General features: G+C 70.8%; 14 protein-coding genes. 8 read left to right on the top strand and 6 right to left on the bottom strand.

Translation table 11 applies throughout. From position 1 onward, the window contains the following. The first annotated feature begins 56 nt into the window (after positions 1-56). Positions 57-794 carry a TetR/AcrR family transcriptional regulator gene (locus tag ACFU97_RS21495; RefSeq protein ID WP_384258767.1) on the top strand — a complete coding sequence of 246 codons (738 nt, stop codon included), beginning with the start codon at positions 57-59 and terminating at the stop codon, positions 792-794. A 45-nt stretch (positions 795-839) separates the two neighbouring features. Here ACFU97_RS21495 and ACFU97_RS21490 read toward each other — a convergent pair whose 3' ends face one another. Beyond that, positions 840-1,649 (bottom strand): GntR family transcriptional regulator, encoded by an 810-nt coding sequence (locus ACFU97_RS21490; RefSeq protein WP_384258765.1) that lies wholly within the window; start codon positions 1,647-1,649, stop codon positions 840-842. A gap of 270 nt (positions 1,650-1,919) precedes the next feature. Between ACFU97_RS21490 and ACFU97_RS21485 the strand changes: the two genes are divergently transcribed. The 5 genes from ACFU97_RS21485 (at position 1,920) to ACFU97_RS21465 (ending at position 8,135) form a co-directional block, all read left to right on the top strand. Next, a complete protein-coding gene (locus ACFU97_RS21485; protein WP_384258762.1) occupies positions 1,920-3,188 on the top strand; it encodes an extracellular solute-binding protein in 1,269 nt (422 codons plus the stop codon). 68 nt (positions 3,189-3,256) lie between these two features. Beyond that, the gene (locus ACFU97_RS21480) at positions 3,257-4,249 is read left to right on the top strand and encodes a carbohydrate ABC transporter permease (RefSeq protein ID WP_384258760.1); all 993 of its coding nucleotides are present in this window, start codon (positions 3,257-3,259) and stop codon (positions 4,247-4,249) included. Further along, positions 4,246-5,085 (top strand): carbohydrate ABC transporter permease, encoded by an 840-nt coding sequence (locus ACFU97_RS21475; RefSeq protein WP_384258757.1) that lies wholly within the window; start codon positions 4,246-4,248, stop codon positions 5,083-5,085. The genes ACFU97_RS21480 and ACFU97_RS21475 overlap by 4 nt, the downstream gene beginning before the upstream one ends. Positions 5,086-5,127: 42 nt before the next feature. Further along, positions 5,128-6,657 carry a beta-N-acetylhexosaminidase gene (locus tag ACFU97_RS21470; protein WP_384258755.1) on the top strand — a complete coding sequence of 510 codons (1,530 nt, stop codon included), beginning with the start codon at positions 5,128-5,130 and terminating at the stop codon, positions 6,655-6,657. 44 nt (positions 6,658-6,701) lie between these two features. Beyond that, complete coding sequence (locus ACFU97_RS21465; protein ID WP_384258752.1) at positions 6,702-8,135, top strand: cellulose binding domain-containing protein; 1,434 nt, start codon at positions 6,702-6,704, stop codon at positions 8,133-8,135. Positions 8,136-8,383: 248 nt separating this feature from the next. Here the strand turns inward: ACFU97_RS21465 and ACFU97_RS21460 are convergent, their stop codons facing one another. From ACFU97_RS21460 to ACFU97_RS21440, 5 genes are all read right to left on the bottom strand, one after another. Further along, entirely contained in the window at positions 8,384-9,352 is a 969-nt protein-coding gene (locus ACFU97_RS21460; protein WP_384258750.1) for a PfkB family carbohydrate kinase, read from the bottom strand. After that, positions 9,349-10,827 (bottom strand): purine-cytosine permease family protein, encoded by a 1,479-nt coding sequence (locus ACFU97_RS21455; RefSeq protein ID WP_384258748.1) that lies wholly within the window; start codon positions 10,825-10,827, stop codon positions 9,349-9,351. The genes ACFU97_RS21460 and ACFU97_RS21455 overlap by 4 nt, the downstream gene beginning before the upstream one ends. 169 nt (positions 10,828-10,996) lie before the next feature. Then, positions 10,997-11,989: an ADP-ribosylglycohydrolase family protein gene (locus ACFU97_RS21450; RefSeq protein WP_384258746.1), complete on the bottom strand. Its 993-nt coding sequence runs from the start codon at positions 11,987-11,989 to the stop codon at positions 10,997-10,999. Beyond that, positions 11,986-12,705 (bottom strand): GntR family transcriptional regulator, encoded by a 720-nt coding sequence (locus ACFU97_RS21445; protein ID WP_384258744.1) that lies wholly within the window; start codon positions 12,703-12,705, stop codon positions 11,986-11,988. Before ACFU97_RS21445 ends, ACFU97_RS21450 begins: the two co-directional genes overlap by 4 nt. A 108-nt stretch (positions 12,706-12,813) precedes the next feature. Then, positions 12,814-14,217, bottom strand: a complete 1,404-nt coding sequence (locus ACFU97_RS21440; protein WP_384258742.1) for an MFS transporter — start codon at positions 14,215-14,217, stop codon at positions 12,814-12,816. Positions 14,218-14,280: 63 nt separating this feature from the next. On the opposite strand from ACFU97_RS21440, the gene ACFU97_RS21435 reads away from it, so the two are divergent. Beyond that, positions 14,281-14,706, top strand: coding sequence for a MarR family winged helix-turn-helix transcriptional regulator (locus tag ACFU97_RS21435; RefSeq protein ID WP_384258740.1), 426 nt, complete (start codon positions 14,281-14,283; stop codon positions 14,704-14,706). Positions 14,707-14,842: 136 nt separating this feature from the next. Next, positions 14,843-15,814, top strand: a complete 972-nt coding sequence (locus ACFU97_RS21430) for a Dyp-type peroxidase (protein ID WP_384258737.1) — start codon at positions 14,843-14,845, stop codon at positions 15,812-15,814. Positions 15,815-15,882: the final 68 nt, after the last annotated feature.

Below are 15,882 nucleotides of genomic sequence, written 5' to 3'. Positions count from 1 at the left end.
CGAACACTGTTCTTCGTGACGTGGAACACTGTTCGTAGATCGGCTAGACTGCGCTCATGTCACCGACTCCGCAGGAACGGCGCGCAGCCCGTCATCAGCTCGGCACGGACGCGGGCGCGGGAGCGGTCCGGCGCGGACCGTCCGGCGGGCGCAAGAAGCCGATCACGGTCGACGCCATCATCGACACCGCGTTCGGCATCGTGGAGGCGGAGGGGTACGAAGCCCTGACGATGCGCCGCGTGGCCACCGCGCTGGAGACGGGACCGTCGTCGCTCTACGCCCACGTCGTCAACAAGGAGGATCTCGACGAGCTGCTCATCGGCCGGCTGTGCGCCGGGATCGAGCTGCCCGATCCGGACCCCGCCCGCTGGCGGGAGCAGATCATCGGCGTCTGCACCCAGCTGCGCGACCAGTACCTGCGCTACCCGGGCATCTCCCGGGCCGCCTTCGCCGCCGCCTCGTCCAACCTGGACACCCTGCGCGTCAGCGAGGGAATGCTCGCCGTCCTGCTCGCCGGAGGCATCGCCCCCCAGGTCGCCGCCTGGGGCATCGACTCGCTGATGCTCTACGTGAACGCCTACAGCCTCGAGGTCTCCCTGGTGAAGCGGCGGCTCACCCGCGGCGACGACGACTGGGTCGTCGGCCGCGACGAACTCCTGCGCCGGTTCGCCGCACTGCCCGACACCTTCCCCCACACCAAGCGCTACGCCGCCGAGCTCACCGCCGGCACCACCGACGACCGCTTCGACTTCACCCTGGGCCTGATGGTCGACGGGCTTCCCGGCGCACGGTGACGTCCGTGCCCGGTCCGGGCGTTCACGTACGGCCGGAAACCGGTGTCACCGGGGCGTCGCCTCCCACTGGGTGACGGTCCCCGGCGCCATCCCCGGGACCACGCCCGCGGCGGACGCCCCGTCGGTCGACGCCGAGGTCAGGGTGAGGCGGGAGACGATGCGGTAGCGGTCGCCCCGGTAGACGGAGTGGACGTACTCCACGGGCCGGCCGTCCGCGTCGTTCGTGAGGCGCTCGAAGAGCAGGGCGGGGGAGAGGTGGGGCACCTCCAGGAGCCTGGCCTCGGCCTGGCTGACGACGGTGGGCTCGATCGTCTGCACCGCGTCGCTGACCTGGACCTGATGCCGCTCGCGCAGATGCTCGTACAGGTCGCCCGCTTCCAGCTCCTGTGCGGTGAGCGCGGGCACCAAGTCTGCCCGGATATGCAGGTGTTCGATGGCCATCGGGGCGCCGTCGACGAGGCGCAGGCGGGCCGCGTAGACGATGTCGGCGGCGGGGGAGAGGCTCAGCTTGCGGCCCACTCGGGCGCCGGCGGCGATGGTGGTGAATTCCAGCAGGCGGCTCGACCAGGCGCCGGACGCCCGGGGCACGGCCATGGCGCGGGAGTCGGAGACGAGTTCCTGCGTGATCTTCTCGGGTGCGACGAACATGCCGCGGCCGTGTTCGCGCACGAGCAGTCCCGCCGCGACGAGTTCGTCGACCGCGGCTCGCAGGGTGGGCCGGGAGACCTGAAGGTCGGCGCAGAGGGAGCGTTCGGAGGGGATGGCGTCGCCGGGGTGGAGTGACTCGATGAGCTGAAGGATGTGGTCCCGTACGCGTTCCCGCTTGAGGACCGCTCCCGACTCGCCAGCCTTCATGGTGCCTGCTCCCGCCCCGCCGCCGTGCATGAACTTTACCTGACCAGTCTTCGTCACTCTTTACCACTGACCGGCACTGGTCAAGTGCAGTGTAGCTGGTGTTCTGCCGCCCCTGTGGCGGTCCTACGGCGATCAGTCGTCAAAACTGGTGCAGCCGTTGGGGGTTGACGCCTCTATTGGTCTATGCCACCTTCATCGACCATCGACAGGTCACCTGTCCAGTTGTCTCACTGGTCAGTTCTTTTGGTGCTCTCCTCTCAGGGGTGAACTGTGAAGCTCCGCATGCTTGCAGGTGTGTCCGCGCTGGTGATCGCTGGAAGCCTCAGCGGCTGCAGCGACAGCTCGGGATCGTCCGGCGACTCCGCCGGCGGCACGACGACGATCGACGTATGGCTGATGCGCGACAGCGTCTCCGCGCAGTTCCAGAAGGAGTTCGTCAAGGGTTTCGAGGCGGCCCATCCGCAGATCAAGGTGAAGGTGCAGGTCCAGGAGTGGGACGGCATCGGCGAGAAGGTGACCGCCGCGCTGGCCAGCAACGACGCCCCGGACGTCATCGAGACGGGCAACACCCAGGTCGCCCAGTTCGCCCAGAGTGGCGGCCTGCTCGACCTCAGCGGCAAGGTCGGCGAACTCGGCGGCAGCACCTGGCTCAAGGGCCTCGCCGAGCCCGGCGCCTACGACGGCAAGCAGTACGGCATCCCCTACTACGCGGCCAACCGCGTCGTCATCTACCGCACCGACCTGTTCAAGAAGGCCGGCATCGACGCCGCCGCCATCAAGACCCGCGACCAGTGGATCGCGGCCACGAAGAAGCTCAACTCCTCGGGTACGCAAGGCATCTACCTGCCGGGCCAGATGTGGTACGCGCTGGCCGGGTTCATCTGGGACGAGGGCGGTGACCTCGCCACCAGGTCCGGCGGTACCTGGAAGGGCGCGCTCGACACCCCGCAGGCCCTGCGCGGCATGGACTTCTACAAGAAGCTCCAGGCCCTCGGAAAGGGTCCCAAGGACTCCGACGAGGCGCAGCCGCCGCAGGCCGAGGTGATGGCCAAGGGGCAGGTGGCACAGATCATCTCCTCACCCGGAGGAGCCAACGTCGTCACCCAGAACAACCCCCAACTCAAGGGCAGGCTCGGCTTCTTCCCGATCCCGGGCAAGACCGCCGCGCATCCCGGTTCGGTGTTCATCGGCGGTTCGGACCTCGTCATCCCGGCCGCGTCCGGCAAGCAGGACGCCGCGTTCACGTTCGTCAAGGACCTCACCGGCGACACCTGGCAGCGCAAGCTCGCCGCCGCCATGAGCTACGTACCGAACAGGACGACCCTGGCCGGCGCGGTCGCCGACGACCCCGGGGCCTCCGCCATGGCCGCGGGCGCGGCGGTCGGCCGGGCGACCCCCAACACCCCCGGCTGGGCCGCCGTCGAGGCGAAGAACCCCATCAAGGACTACATGACCGCGGTGCTCACGGGCGCCGACCCGCAGAAAGAGGCCGCCAAGGCGTCGTCGGCGATCACCACCGCCATGAAGGGCAGCTCCTGAGCCGCGACGGCCGGCGCCACACCTCCGTGGCGCCGGCCGCCCTCCGCACACCGAGAGGAGAGGAAGCCGTGTCGGTCACCCGGGAACACACGCCGGCGTCCACCCGATCCGGGCTCCGACGGCCCTCGCCGCGTCCCGCCCGGCCTGCGCACCCGAACGCGCGCCGCCGGCGCGGCGCGGGAGCATGGCCCTACCTGCTGGCCGCGCCCACCGTCCTGGGCATGCTGTACCTGCTCGCCTACCCCCTGGCCCGGGCCGTCCTGATATCGCTGCAGGACTTCCAGCTGCGTCAACTCATCCTGGGACACGCCAAGTTCGTGGGCCCGCGCAACTACGAGACGCTGCTGAGCGACGAGCGGTTCTGGCAGGTGGTGCGCCGCACCTTCCTGTTCATGGCGGTCAACGTCGTCCTCATCATGCTGCTCGCCACCCTGGTCGCCCTGCTCGTCGAACGGCTCGGCCGAGTGTGGCGATCGGTCCTGCTCGGCGCACTCGTCCTGGCCTGGGCCATGCCCGTCATCGCCGCCACCACCGTGTTCCAGTGGCTGTTCCACTCGGAGTTCGGCATCGTCAACTGGTCGCTGAAACAGCTGGGTTTCACCTCGTTCGACCGCTACCCCTGGTTCGCGCACGGTCCGGCCGCGTTCACGATCCTGGTCCTGCTGATCGTCTGGCAGTCGGTGCCCTTCGCGGCCATCACCCTCTACTCGGCCCTGACCACGGTCCCGGCGGAGCTGTGCGAGTCGGCGCGCATCGACGGCGCCTCGGCGGGCCGCATCTTCCGCGCCATCACCTTTCCCATGATCCGGCCGATCTTCATGCTGGTCCTCTCGCTGGAGGTCATCTGGACCTTCAAGGCGTTCGTGCAGATCTGGGTGATGACCAACGGCGGGCCGGGGGACGCCACCACCATCCTGCCCGTCTACGCCGTCCAGACCGCCCTCTCCAGCCAGCGCTACGACCTCGGATCCGCGGCCTCGATGGTCTCCGTCCTGTTGATGGCCGGCGTCCTCGTCCTCTACTTCCGCCAGATGTTCCGCCAGGAGGGCGAAGCCCTGTGACCACGCCACGACCCCGTCTGCGCCGCCTCCCCCTGCACGCGGCCGCCACCGTGACGATCGCGCTCTGCCTGTTCCCCGTCTACTGGATGATCACGACCGCGTTCGAACCCAACCGGGACATCCAGTCCGACACTCCCCAATTCCTGCCGCGCACCTGGACGTTGGACCACTTCCGGACCGCTGTCGACGCCGACGGATTCGCGCTCTTCTGGCGCAACAGCATCCTCGTGACCGCAAGTGCCGTCCTGCTGGCCCTGGTTGTCGCCCTCGGCGCGTCCTTCGCCGTGGCCCGGATGCGCTGGGACGGCAGGCGCCAGTTCATGCTGCTGGTCTTCGTCGCACAGATGGCGCCCTGGGAGGCGCTGATCATCCCCGTGTACATCATCTCCCGCGACACCGGGATGCTCGACCGCCTGCCCACCCTGACACTGGTCTACTTCATGATGACCCTGCCCTTCACCATCGTGGTGTTGCGCGGGTTCATCGCCGCCATTCCGCAGGAGCTGGAGGAGGCGGCACAGGTCGACGGCTGCACACGGATGCGGGCCTTCCGCCACATCACCTTCCCGCTGCTCGCCCCGGGCCTGATGGCCACCTCCCTGTTCGGCTACGTCACCGCCTGGAACGAGTTCGCCTACGCCAACTTCCTGATCATCAAGCACCAGGACAGCCGCACGCTGCCGGTCTGGCTGTCCTCCTTCCAGAACGTCTTCGGCACGGACTGGGGCGCCACCATGGCCGCCTCCACCCTCTTCGCGCTTCCCGCGCTCGTCGTGTTCCTGCTCCTCCAGCGCCATGTGACCTCCGGCTTCGCCGCCGGAGCCGTCAAGGGCTGACCCTCCCGCGCCCGCTCACGCACGCGACCTTCGGAGACAGCTGTGACCACCTCCCCGCCGCACACCACTCTTGTGCCCAGGCCCACCAAGTCCCGCTTCAAAACAGGCCACTTCACGCTCGGCCCCGAGACCTGCCTACGGGTCGGCGAGGGCGCCGCACCGGCGGCCGACCTGCTGCGCACCTCCCTGGCGTCCGCCACCGGGCTGCCGCTCAAGCCCGCCGCCGACGGAGCCTTCGTCCTCGCCGTCGACTCCGCCCTGACCGGACTGGGCGGTGAGGGATACGGACTCACCATCGGCCGTGACTCCGTCCTGCTCCGCGCCCGGGAGGTCACCGGGTTGCTGCGCGGCGTGCAGACCATCCGCCAACTCCTCCCGCCGGAAGCCCTGTCGAGCACACCGCAGCACGGTGTGACCTGGTCACTGCCCTGCGCCGAGATCACGGACGTCCCCCAGCGGCCCTGGCGCGGAGCCATGCTCGACGTGGCCCGCCACTTCCAGCCCCTGCGGTACCTGCTGCGCTACGTCGACCTCCTCGCCCTGCACAAGATCAATGTCTTCCACCTCCACCTGACGGACGACCAGGGCTGGCGCATGCCCGTCGCCGCCCTCCCCAAGCTCACCGAGATCGGCGGCCATCGCGCGCAGTCGCTGATCGGCCCGACCGGCGACCGCTACGACGGGGTGCCGCACGGCGGTGCCTACACGCGAACCGACCTTGCCCGGCTGGTGAGTCACGCGGCCGCACGCGGCATCACCGTGCTGCCCGAGATCGAGATGCCCGGCCACACACGAGCCGCCCTGGCCGCCTATCCGCACCTGGGCAACCACCCCGGCCGTGTCCTCGACGTCTGGACCAGGTGGGGCGTGTGCGACACCATCCTCGGGCTGCACGACGAGGTGTTCGACTTCTGCCGCACCGTGCTGGAAGAGGTCATGGACGTCTTCCCCTCGCCGTACGTCCACCTCGGCGGGGACGAGTGCCCCCTCACCGAATGGACCGGGAATCCGGCCGCCGCGGCCCGGCTCCGGGAGACCGGGCTGAGCAGCACCGCGCAGCTGCACCGATGGTTCCTCGGCGAGGTCGGCGCGTTCCTGGTCCGCAACGGGCGGCGGCCCGTCGGCTGGGCCGAGACCGGCACCGAACTGCCGGACGGATTCACGGTGATGGCGTGGCGCGACCCCGCGCATGCCCTGGCCGCCGCCGACCGCGGCCACGAGGTGATCAACTCGTATCACCGTGCCACCTACTTCGACTACCCGCAGAGTGCCGCGGCGGACGAACCGGCGGGCCAGCCGGGAGGCGTCGTGGCGCTGCGGGACGTGCACGGCTACGACCCCGTGCCCGAGGGCGCCGCCCCGGAGGCCGCCGCCCATGTCCTCGGTACCCAGGCCCAGTTGTGGACCGAGTACGCGGCCACCTCCGAGCGCATCGAGTACCTCACCTATCCCCGGCTGTGCGCGCTGGCCGACGGCAGCTGGAGCGGTCCGAGCACGTGGACCGACTTCGCCGCCCGCCTGCGGGGGCACACCGTGCGGCTCGACGCCCTCAAGGTCGGCCGCCACCCCTGAGCAGCACCACCCCCCGAACGTCCGACCCCTCCGGAAGGAAAAGGATGAACCCCCACACCACTCCGAGCAGATGGCGCGTCGCAGCGGCCGCCGCCGTGGCGATGGCCACCGCCACCGGTGGACTCGCCGCCCTGACCGGCACGGCCGGCGCGGCCGGTGAACCCGTGACCGTCCAGTACCGCACCAGCGCCACCGGCGCGACGGCGGACCAGGCCGAGCCCTGGATCAAGGTCAGGAACACCGGCGCCGCGAGCGTGCAGCTCTCCAGCGTGAAGGTGCGCTACTACTTCAAGTCCGACTCCAGCGGCGCCAGTTACCGCTTCGCCTGCTCGTGGGCGGTGAAGGGCTGCGCCAACATCACCGGCACCTTCGGCACGCTGGCCAACCCGACCGCGACCGCGGACCGTTACCTGGACATCGGATTCACCTCGGGGGCGGGCTCACTCGCGCCCGGGGCCGACACCGGTGACATGCAGCTGCGGTTCTACCGCTCCGACTGGCAGCCGCTGAAGCAGAGCGACGACTACTCCTTCGGGGCCGCCCAGACGTCGTACGCGGACTGGTCGAAGGTGACCGCCCAGGTGGCGGGCAGCACCGTCTGGGGTGTGGCGCCCGAGGGCAACGACCCGACGGACCCGCCGACCGACCCGCCCACCGACCCCCCGGCCGGCGGGCAGAGCCTGTTCGACGACTTCAACTACGCGAACTCCGCCGACCCGAAGATCTCGGCGAACGGCTGGAACGTCCGCTCCAACTCGGGCGGACCCGGCGTGCCCGGTGCCATCTGGTCGCCGGAGAACGTCACCTTCGCGAGCACGGGCGGCAACTCCGTGATGAACCTGCGGACTTCGACCGCCGGCACCGCGGAGAGCACCAGGCAGACCGAAGTCGTGACCAAGGCCATGAAGTTCAAGAACGGCACCTACGCCGCGCGCGTCAACTTCTCCGACGCGCCGGTGTCCGGACCCGACGGCGACCACCTCGTCCAGACGTTCTTCACCATCAACGACCTCACGGCGCCGATGGCCGACGACTACTCGGAGTACGACTTCGAGTACCTGCCCAACGGCGGCTGGGGCGAGCCCTCGAACATCCTCTACACGACGTCCTGGGAGACCTACAACCCGGACCCGTGGCAGGCGGTCAACCAGCACACGGAGTCCCGGCAGAGCTACGCCGGCTGGCACGATCTGCTGCTGACCATCGACAACAGCACCATCAAGTACTACATCGACGGCCAGCTCTTCGGCACCCACGACGCCGCCTACCTGCCCGAGCGGCCCATGTCGATCAACTTCAACCAGTGGCTGATCGACCTCGCGGGCCAGACCAGCACGACGGCCCGCTCCTACGACGAGAAGATCGACTACGTCCTCCACGTCAAGGACCAGGTCCTGACCCCGGCCCAGGTCACCACCAAGATCAACGCCTACCGCTCCGCAGGCACGACATTCGAGGACACGGTCCCCGGAAGCTAGAGCACTGCCATGCACCACGTCGTGCCGGGTCACGTCTCCTGGGGGTGACCCGGCACGGGTGTCCGTTCGGGACTTGATGCCGATGGGTGCCATGACGACCAGGTCGGCGTCGAGCATCTGGAGGTTCTCCTCGGAGACCGGGACGGAGAACCCGGCGCCCGCCTCGGCGTCCACCTTCGGGTTGAATTCACGGCGGCCACGGGGTGTCGTTCGTCCCTCGCCGCTCACGGACCGACCCTCGGACCGGGTCAGCCGGGCCAGGATCCGGCGAGTTTCGCCGCGAGCGGGTCGTCGGCCAGGAACGCCGCCAGTTCCCTCCGGTCGGGAGCGGTGGCCGGACCGCGGCGCATCACGGCGTACGCCGCGGCCGCGTTGGCGGCGCGGGCGGCCGTCAGGGGGTCGTGGCCCTGGCCGAGGAGGGCGAGGAACGCACCGACATGCGCGTCTCCGGCGCCGTTGCTGTCGACGGCGGCGACCGGGAACCCCGGTACGTGGACGGGCGTTTGGCCGGGAGCGGCCAGCCGGCAGCCGTCCTTGTCCGCCCGTACGAGCACGCCGGCGCCCGGCGCCAGCCGCTCCCCGAGAGCGGCCGCCGCGGTGCGAGGGTCCTCGTGCCCGGTCATGATGCGGGCCTCGCGGGCGTTGGCACTGAGCCAGTCGGTACGGGCCAGGACGGGGGCGAGGACGCTTTCCGGGATGTCCGCGACCAGAGGGCCCGGATCGAAGCAGAGGGTGGTGCCGGCGGGCAGCGCGGCGGCGAGCCTCGACAGCAGCGGGCCGTTGCCCGGCAGGACCAGCCCGTATCCGGAGAGCTGGACGAGGTCCTCCGGTCGCAGCTGTGCCGCGATGGCGTCCGCGTCGGCCGGGGTGAGGGTCGCCTCGGCGCCGAAGCTGGTCACGAAGGTGCGCTCGCCGCCGGAGTCGACCAGCGCCACGGTGAATCCGGTGTCGCGGTCGGTGCGGGCGGGCAGCAGCGTGGCGACGCGTTCGGCCGCCAGCGCCGCGCGGACGAGATCGCCGTACGGCCCCGTGCCGTGCAGACCGGCGTAGACGGCCTCCGTGCCCAGACGGCGGGCCGCCGTCAGCATGTTGAAGCCACCGCCGGGCGTCGTCTCGGTGCGGGTGCCGATGACGTCGCCGCCGCGCTCGGGCAGGGCGGGCACCTCGATCACCAGGTCGGCGATCACGTTCCCCGCGAGGACGACACGGCCGGTCACCGTTCGGCTCCCTGGAGGCGGGCGGAGGCGTTCTCGCCGTCGGCGTTCGGGGTGGGGGCGATGCGGCGCCCGAACAGTGCGTACACCGCGGCACCGACGGTCATCGCGACGGCCCAGCCGAGGCCGTCGACGCCGAGCCAGGTGTCGCAGAGCGGGCCCGCGAACCAGACGTCGCTCGCGCTCGTCGATGCCTTGGTGAACAGCAGGCCGGCCACGATGGCCAGGGCCCAGCCGAGCACGGCGGGCAGATGCAGGCCGCCCGAGTACCAGTAGGCGCTGGAGCGGGAGGTGTCCATCAGCGCCCGCGGGTCGTAGGTGCGGCCGCGCAGCGAGTCCACGGCGATCACCCCGATCCAGGCCGAGATGGGCACGGCCAGCAGCGTGAGGAAGGTGGAGAAGGGGCCGTAGAAGTCGCCGGCGACGAGCATGAAGTAGATGCCGCCCGCGAACATCAGGACGACGTCGAGAGCGACGGCGTAGGCACGCGGGACCTTGAGGCCGAGCGTGATCATCGTGAGGCCGGCGGAGTACGTCGAGAGATGGTTGGACATCAGCAGTCCGCCGAAGGCCGCGATCAGATAGGGGACGGCCATCCAGGACGGGAGCATCGCGTTGATCGCGGCGACCGGGTCGGAGGCCGTGGCCAGCGTCCGGTCGCCGGCCGAGAGCAGCGAGCCGAGCGAGATCAGGAGCACGAGCGGGATGCCCGCGCCGAACGCCGAGGCCACCACGAGACGTCGGCCCGGGATCGTGCGGGGCAGGTAACGGGCGTAGTCCGCACCGGCGTTGGCCCAGCCGATGCCCGTGCCGGAGGCGATGAAGCCCACTCCGGCGACCACCGCGCCGGCCGGTCCGGCCGGCGCGTCGAGGACCTTGGTCCAGTCGACGGTGGAGATCAGGAAGCCCATCACCACGAGGTTCAGCACACCGAAGGCGATGGTGGCCCACTTGTTGATCCACATGATCGTGGCGTGGCCGAGACCGCTGATCAGCAGCGTGCAGGCGATGAAGACCAGCAGGCAGACGAGGGTCAGCACCGTGTTCTGCCGGATGCCGAACGCCGTGTCGAGCAGCGCCAGCAGCGCGTACGCCGCCGTGGTCGTGGAGATGGTCTCCCAGCCGACCCGGCTGAGCCAGGTGACGAGGGTCGGGCCCGCGTTGCCGCGCTGGCCGAAGACCGCGCGCGACAGGGTGAGGGCCGGGGCACCGCCCTTCTTGCCCGCCAGGCTCAGGGCGCCCACGAGGGCGAAGGAACCGAAGGAGCCGAGGACGGCGACGAGCACCGCCTGCCAGATGTCGAGGCCGCGGAACGCCACGAGCGTGGCACCGAGCGGAAGTCCGAGGATGCTGATGTTGGCCGCGAACCAGGTCCAGAACATCTGGCCCGCGTGCCCGTGGCGTTCACTGTCGGGGACCGGCTCGATCCCTCGGGTCTCGATGGCACCGACGCGATCGTTCGTCTTCGAAACGGTCATGACGGAACCTCCTTGCTTGGTGCGGAGAGGCGGATGGCGGGGCGGAGAGGGAGTGCGGGGCGGGGAGTGGGATGAGGGCAGGGCAGAGGCGACGGCGGCGGGCCCGGGAGCTGGGGACGGGGCCCGCCGGTTCGGGAGTCGGGGACGGGCGGCCGAGGGGCGGCGGCGGTCAGCGGTAGGTCAGCAGTCGCTCCGTCAGGGGTTCCAGGTCGAGGGAGTTGACGGTGCGGAGCGTCCGGACGGCCTCGGCGGGCAGTGCGGACAGGCCGCGGACCGAGCCGGCGACGGCGCCGGCGATCGCGCCGATGGTGTCGCTGTCGCCGCCGAGATTGGCGGCGAGCAGCGCGGCCCGCCACGGATCGCCGCCGGCCACCGCGAGCACCGCGAACGCGGCGGGCACCGACTCCTGGCTCGCCACGCTGGTGCCGACGAGCGCGACGACACGGTCCAGGGCGTCGGCCTCGGACAGACCCCGCACCAGCTCGTACGCCCACTCGATCCGGGAGGCGATGTCGGCCCCGGCGATCCAGTGCCCTCGTCGCGCACCGGCCCGGGCGGCGGCCACGGCGGTGATGACGGCCTCGTCGAGGGACGCGCCGTCGACGCCCGCGCTCACGGCCGCCGCGACGGCTGCCGCGCCGGCGATGCCGATGGTCGTGTCGTGGGTGACCTGGCAGGACTCCACGACGCGGTCGACGAAGGCGTCGAGCGGGTCGGCGGCGAAGGCGATCCCGACCGGGGTCGCGCGCATCGCCGCGCCGTTCGTCGTGCCGTTCCTTCCCGCCTCCTGCGGGGGGACACCGCGGGCCACCGCGTCCAGTGCGGCCTTGGTGGACGGACCGAGGAGATCGAAGGAGCCCTTGGCCTTCATCTCCTTCTCCCAGTCGAGCAGTTCGTGGGCCAGGCGCAGCGGATCGATCCGGCCGTGGCCCTCGTCGATGAGCCGTCCGACGATCACGGCCTGGTCGGTGTCGTCGGTGACGGACCCGGCGGGCATGCCCGCGCTGACCGGGTTGTCGGGCCGGGCCGGCTCGAAGCCGGTGAGGGTGCCGTAGACGCGGACGACGTCCTGCCGGGACATCACCTGGGTGGGCATGCCGAGTGCGTCACCGAGGGCGAGGCCGTAGAAGGCGCCGAGGGCGCGGTCGAGCCGGTCGTTCACGAGCGGCCTCCCCGGCCCGAGCGGACGTGCAGTTCGAAGCGTGCGGGGTCGAGCAGGCTCGTGACCTGCTCCACCACCGAGCCGTCGGCGGCCCGGTACACCTGGTCCAGGCGGAGGAAGGACTCGCCGGGTGCGCGATGCAGCACGGCCGCCTCGGTCTCCTCCAGCCCGCGCACGGACACGACACCCTCGCCCGAGTCGGTGATACGGCCGGCCGAGACCAGCGTCCGGCTCAGCGAACCGGCGTCCAGGCCGCGCGCGGGCAGCCCGGCGAGGTCACCGACGGCGGGCACCCTGCTGTGCTCCAGGGAGACGCCGTGTCCGTCGGGCAGCCGCCTGACGCGGTCCAGTGCGACGAAGGCGTCCGAGGCGAGTTCGAGCCGGGCGGCCAGCTGCGGATCGGTCACCTCCTCGAAGCGGAGGATCTCGGTGGTCAGTTCGGTGCCCTGCTCGGCCAGCGCGCGGGTCCAGCCGAGCCGGTTGTCGAGCGGCGTCCCGTCGAAGGTGACGAACGAGCCGATTCCGGCGTGGGTCGCGATGAGGCCCTCCTCGCCGAGAACCTGGAGGGCCTGCCGCAGGGTGGTGCGACTGACCCCGAACCGCTCTCTGAGCGCGTGCTCTCCGGGAAGTCTGCTGCCGTCGGCGTGGACCCCGGAGCGGATCTCGTCGGCGAGGACGCGGGCGATGCGAGAGTGTTTGTGTACCTGTCCAGGCATGTCTAGACAGTAGATGAACAAGTATCTGCGGTCCAGAGCCGCCGAGCGATTTCCCGGGCGACGGGGCCGACGGGGCGACGAAACGCCGCGGTGTCGAGGCGGCCGCTGTCAGACGCCGCGGGTGCGCAGCCTCTTCGACGAGCCGAGGACGAGCAGGAGCGAGACGAGCGCGCACAGGGCGAGAAAGGCGCCGATGGTCGCCATCCCTTCCTGCAACCCGACCGTGAATCCCGAGCCGCTGCCGCGGACGATGATCCCGAGGACGGCCACGCCGAGCGTGCTGCCGATCTGCCGGAAGGTGTTCTGCACGGCGGAGGCGGAGTTGCTCAGCCGGTCCGGCACGCTGGAGACGGCCAGGTTGCTGATCGAGGAGCTGAGCAGCCCGCATCCGATGCCGACGAGACCGAGGCGCCACTCGACGTCCGCGAGCGCGGCACGGGAGGCGGCCGCCAGCAGCAGCGATCCGGTGGCGGTGACCAGCAGGCCGGAGATCATCACGGGAGCGGCGCCGTACCGTGCCATCAGCCTGCCCGTGACGGGGGCGACCAGGGCCATGACGAGGGTCATGGGCAGGAAGGCGAGGCCGGCCGCGAGGACCGAGTAGCCGCGCTCGTCCTGGAGATCGAGGCTGTAGAAGAACAGCACCCCGAAGAAGACGGCGAAGTAGGCGAAGCCGCCGAGGTTGGCGGCGATGAACGGGCGGCTTCGCCACACCCCCATCGGCATCAGGGGGTTGCGGCCGCTGCGGCCCTTGCTCAGCTGCGTGGCTATGAAGCCGGTCAGGGCGATGACGGAGAGGGCGAGTGTCCCGAGCACGCGCACGGACGACCAGCCCGCCTTCTCGCCCTCGCTGAGCGCGAAGACCAGGGCGGCGAGGGTGACCGCGGCGCTCACCGAGCCCGCCACGTCGAGCGTCCGGTGCCCGTCGGGGCGCCCGTGCCGCCCGACCGGGACCGACCTGCGGCCGAGCAGGAGGGTGACCGCGCCGAGCAGCACCGAGAGGGCGAAGGCGGCGCGCCAGGTCGTGATGCTGAGCAGCGCTCCGCCGGCCACCGGACCGGCCGCGAGGCCCAGGCTGGCGACGCCGGCCCAGGCGCTCACGGCGCGGGCGCGCTCGCGCGGCTCGGTGAACTCGTGGACCAGGATGGACAGCGTCTGCGGGAGCATGATCGCCGCTCCGAGCGCCTGCACCGCGCGGGCGGCCAGCAGCAGGCCCATGAGCGGCGCGACCGCGCACAGCAGCGAGCCGGCGGTGAAGACGAGGACGCCGAGAAGGAACGCGGTGCGCCGCCCCCAGCGGTCCCCGAGTGCTCCGCCGAGGAGGAGGGCGGCGGCGTACGTCAGCGTGTAAATGGTGGCGACCCACTGCAGCGACGTGTCCGAGGCGTGGAGCGAGCTGCCCAGGTCCGGCAGGGCCACGTTGACCATCGTCGAGTTGAACATGCTCAGCATGAGCCCCAGGCACATCGCCAGGAGCACGACCTTGCGGCCGCTGTGTTCGCGTATCGCCATGCCATCCCCAGTTTTTATAGGTAGCCTAACTATAAAACACCGACCGACGGGGACGGCCGAGAGATGGACGAGCTGACGGACGAGACGCGCAAGCGGCTGCTGCGGATCGGTCAGGCGGTCCGCCGTGACGCGGCCGACCTGCCCGTGACCACCGCGCAGGGGTCCGCGCTGAGCCTGCTCAGCGGGGGCGCGATGAGCGTCGGCCGGCTGGCGCAGGCCGAGGGCGTGCAGCCGCCGACCATGACCCAGCTCGTCAACCGCATGGAGGCGGCGGGGTGGGTCGGCCGCTCCGGTCCCGCCCGCAAGGGGAGCACCGTGCAGATCACGGCCGCGGGCCGGCGGATCGTCGAGGAGGTGCGGGCGAGGCGCAACGACCTGCTGGCCGAGCGGATGGCCGCGTTGACCCCCGACGACCGTGCCGCGCTACGGGCGGTGCTGCCCGTCCTCGACAAGATCTTCGGGCCGCCGCTGTCCCCTCCGGGGCTCTGATCCCCCGTCATGCGCGGCCGGCAGGTCCGCTCCGGACGCCTCTCGCCGACGTAGGCCACCGATCGGGCTGCGATGCCGAGCCGCGCATCCTAGAGTCGCCATCGAGCGCAGTCGATGATCGGGAAGGGCGGGACACATGGCCGAGGACGAGTCGGCACCGACGCCGCAGCCGGTTCTGTCCCCTCTCACCAGTGCGTCGATCTTCCTCGTCGCCACCATCGACCCGGGCGGGGAGGCGGTCGCCCGGGACGTGCTGTCCGACCTGAGCTCCCTGCAGCGGGCCGTGGGCTTCCGTGCCGAGCCCGAAGGCAGGCTCAGCTGCGTCACCGGCATCGGCTCACAGGCATGGGACCGGCTGTTCGGCGGTCCGCGCCCCGCGGAACTGCACCCCTTCCGCGAGCTGAACGGACCGGTGCACCGCGCCGTGTCGACACCCGGCGACCTGCTCTTCCACATCCGCGCCACACGCCTGGACCTGTGCTTCGCGCTGGCCACGGAGATCATGGCCCGGCTCGGCGAGGCGGTGACCGTACGCGACGAGGTGCACGGCTTCCAGTACTTCGACAAACGCGATCTGCTCGGCTTCGTCGACGGCACCGAGAACCCCACCGGCGCCGCCGCGAGCGCCGCCGTGCTGATCGGTGACGAGGATCCGGAGTTCGCCGGCGGCAGCTACGTCATCGTGCAGAAGTACGTCCACGACCTCGAGGCGTGGAACGCGCTCCCGGTCGAGGCGCAGGAGCACGCCGTCGGCAGGTCGAAGCTGAACGACATCGAGCTCGACGACAAGGTCAAGCCGGCCGACGCGCACGTCGCGCTCACCAGCATCACCGAGCCCGACGGCACGGAACGTCAGATCCTGCGCGACAACATGCCCTTCGGGGCCGTCGGAACGGGCGAGTTCGGCACCTACTTCATCGGCTACGCCCGCACGCCCGCGGTCACCGAGGCGATGCTGGAGCGGATGTTCCTGGGCACGCAGGACGCCGACCACGATCGGATCCTGGACTTCTCGACCGCGCTCACGGGCTCCCTCTTCCACGTCCCCACGGCGGACTTCCTCGACGATCTCCCCGACCCGCCGGCTGCTGACGGCGCCGGTGCCTGAGCGGAGTCCGGTCCTGCGGGCGCGTTGCCGGGAATGCGACGAAATCGGCATCTATTCTCACAGAGCCC

The organism is Streptomyces sp. NPDC057616, assembly GCF_042800575.1.
Taxonomy (GTDB): Bacteria; Actinomycetota; Actinomycetes; order Streptomycetales; family Streptomycetaceae; genus Streptomyces.
This window is presented reverse-complemented; position numbering and strand designations above follow the sequence as displayed.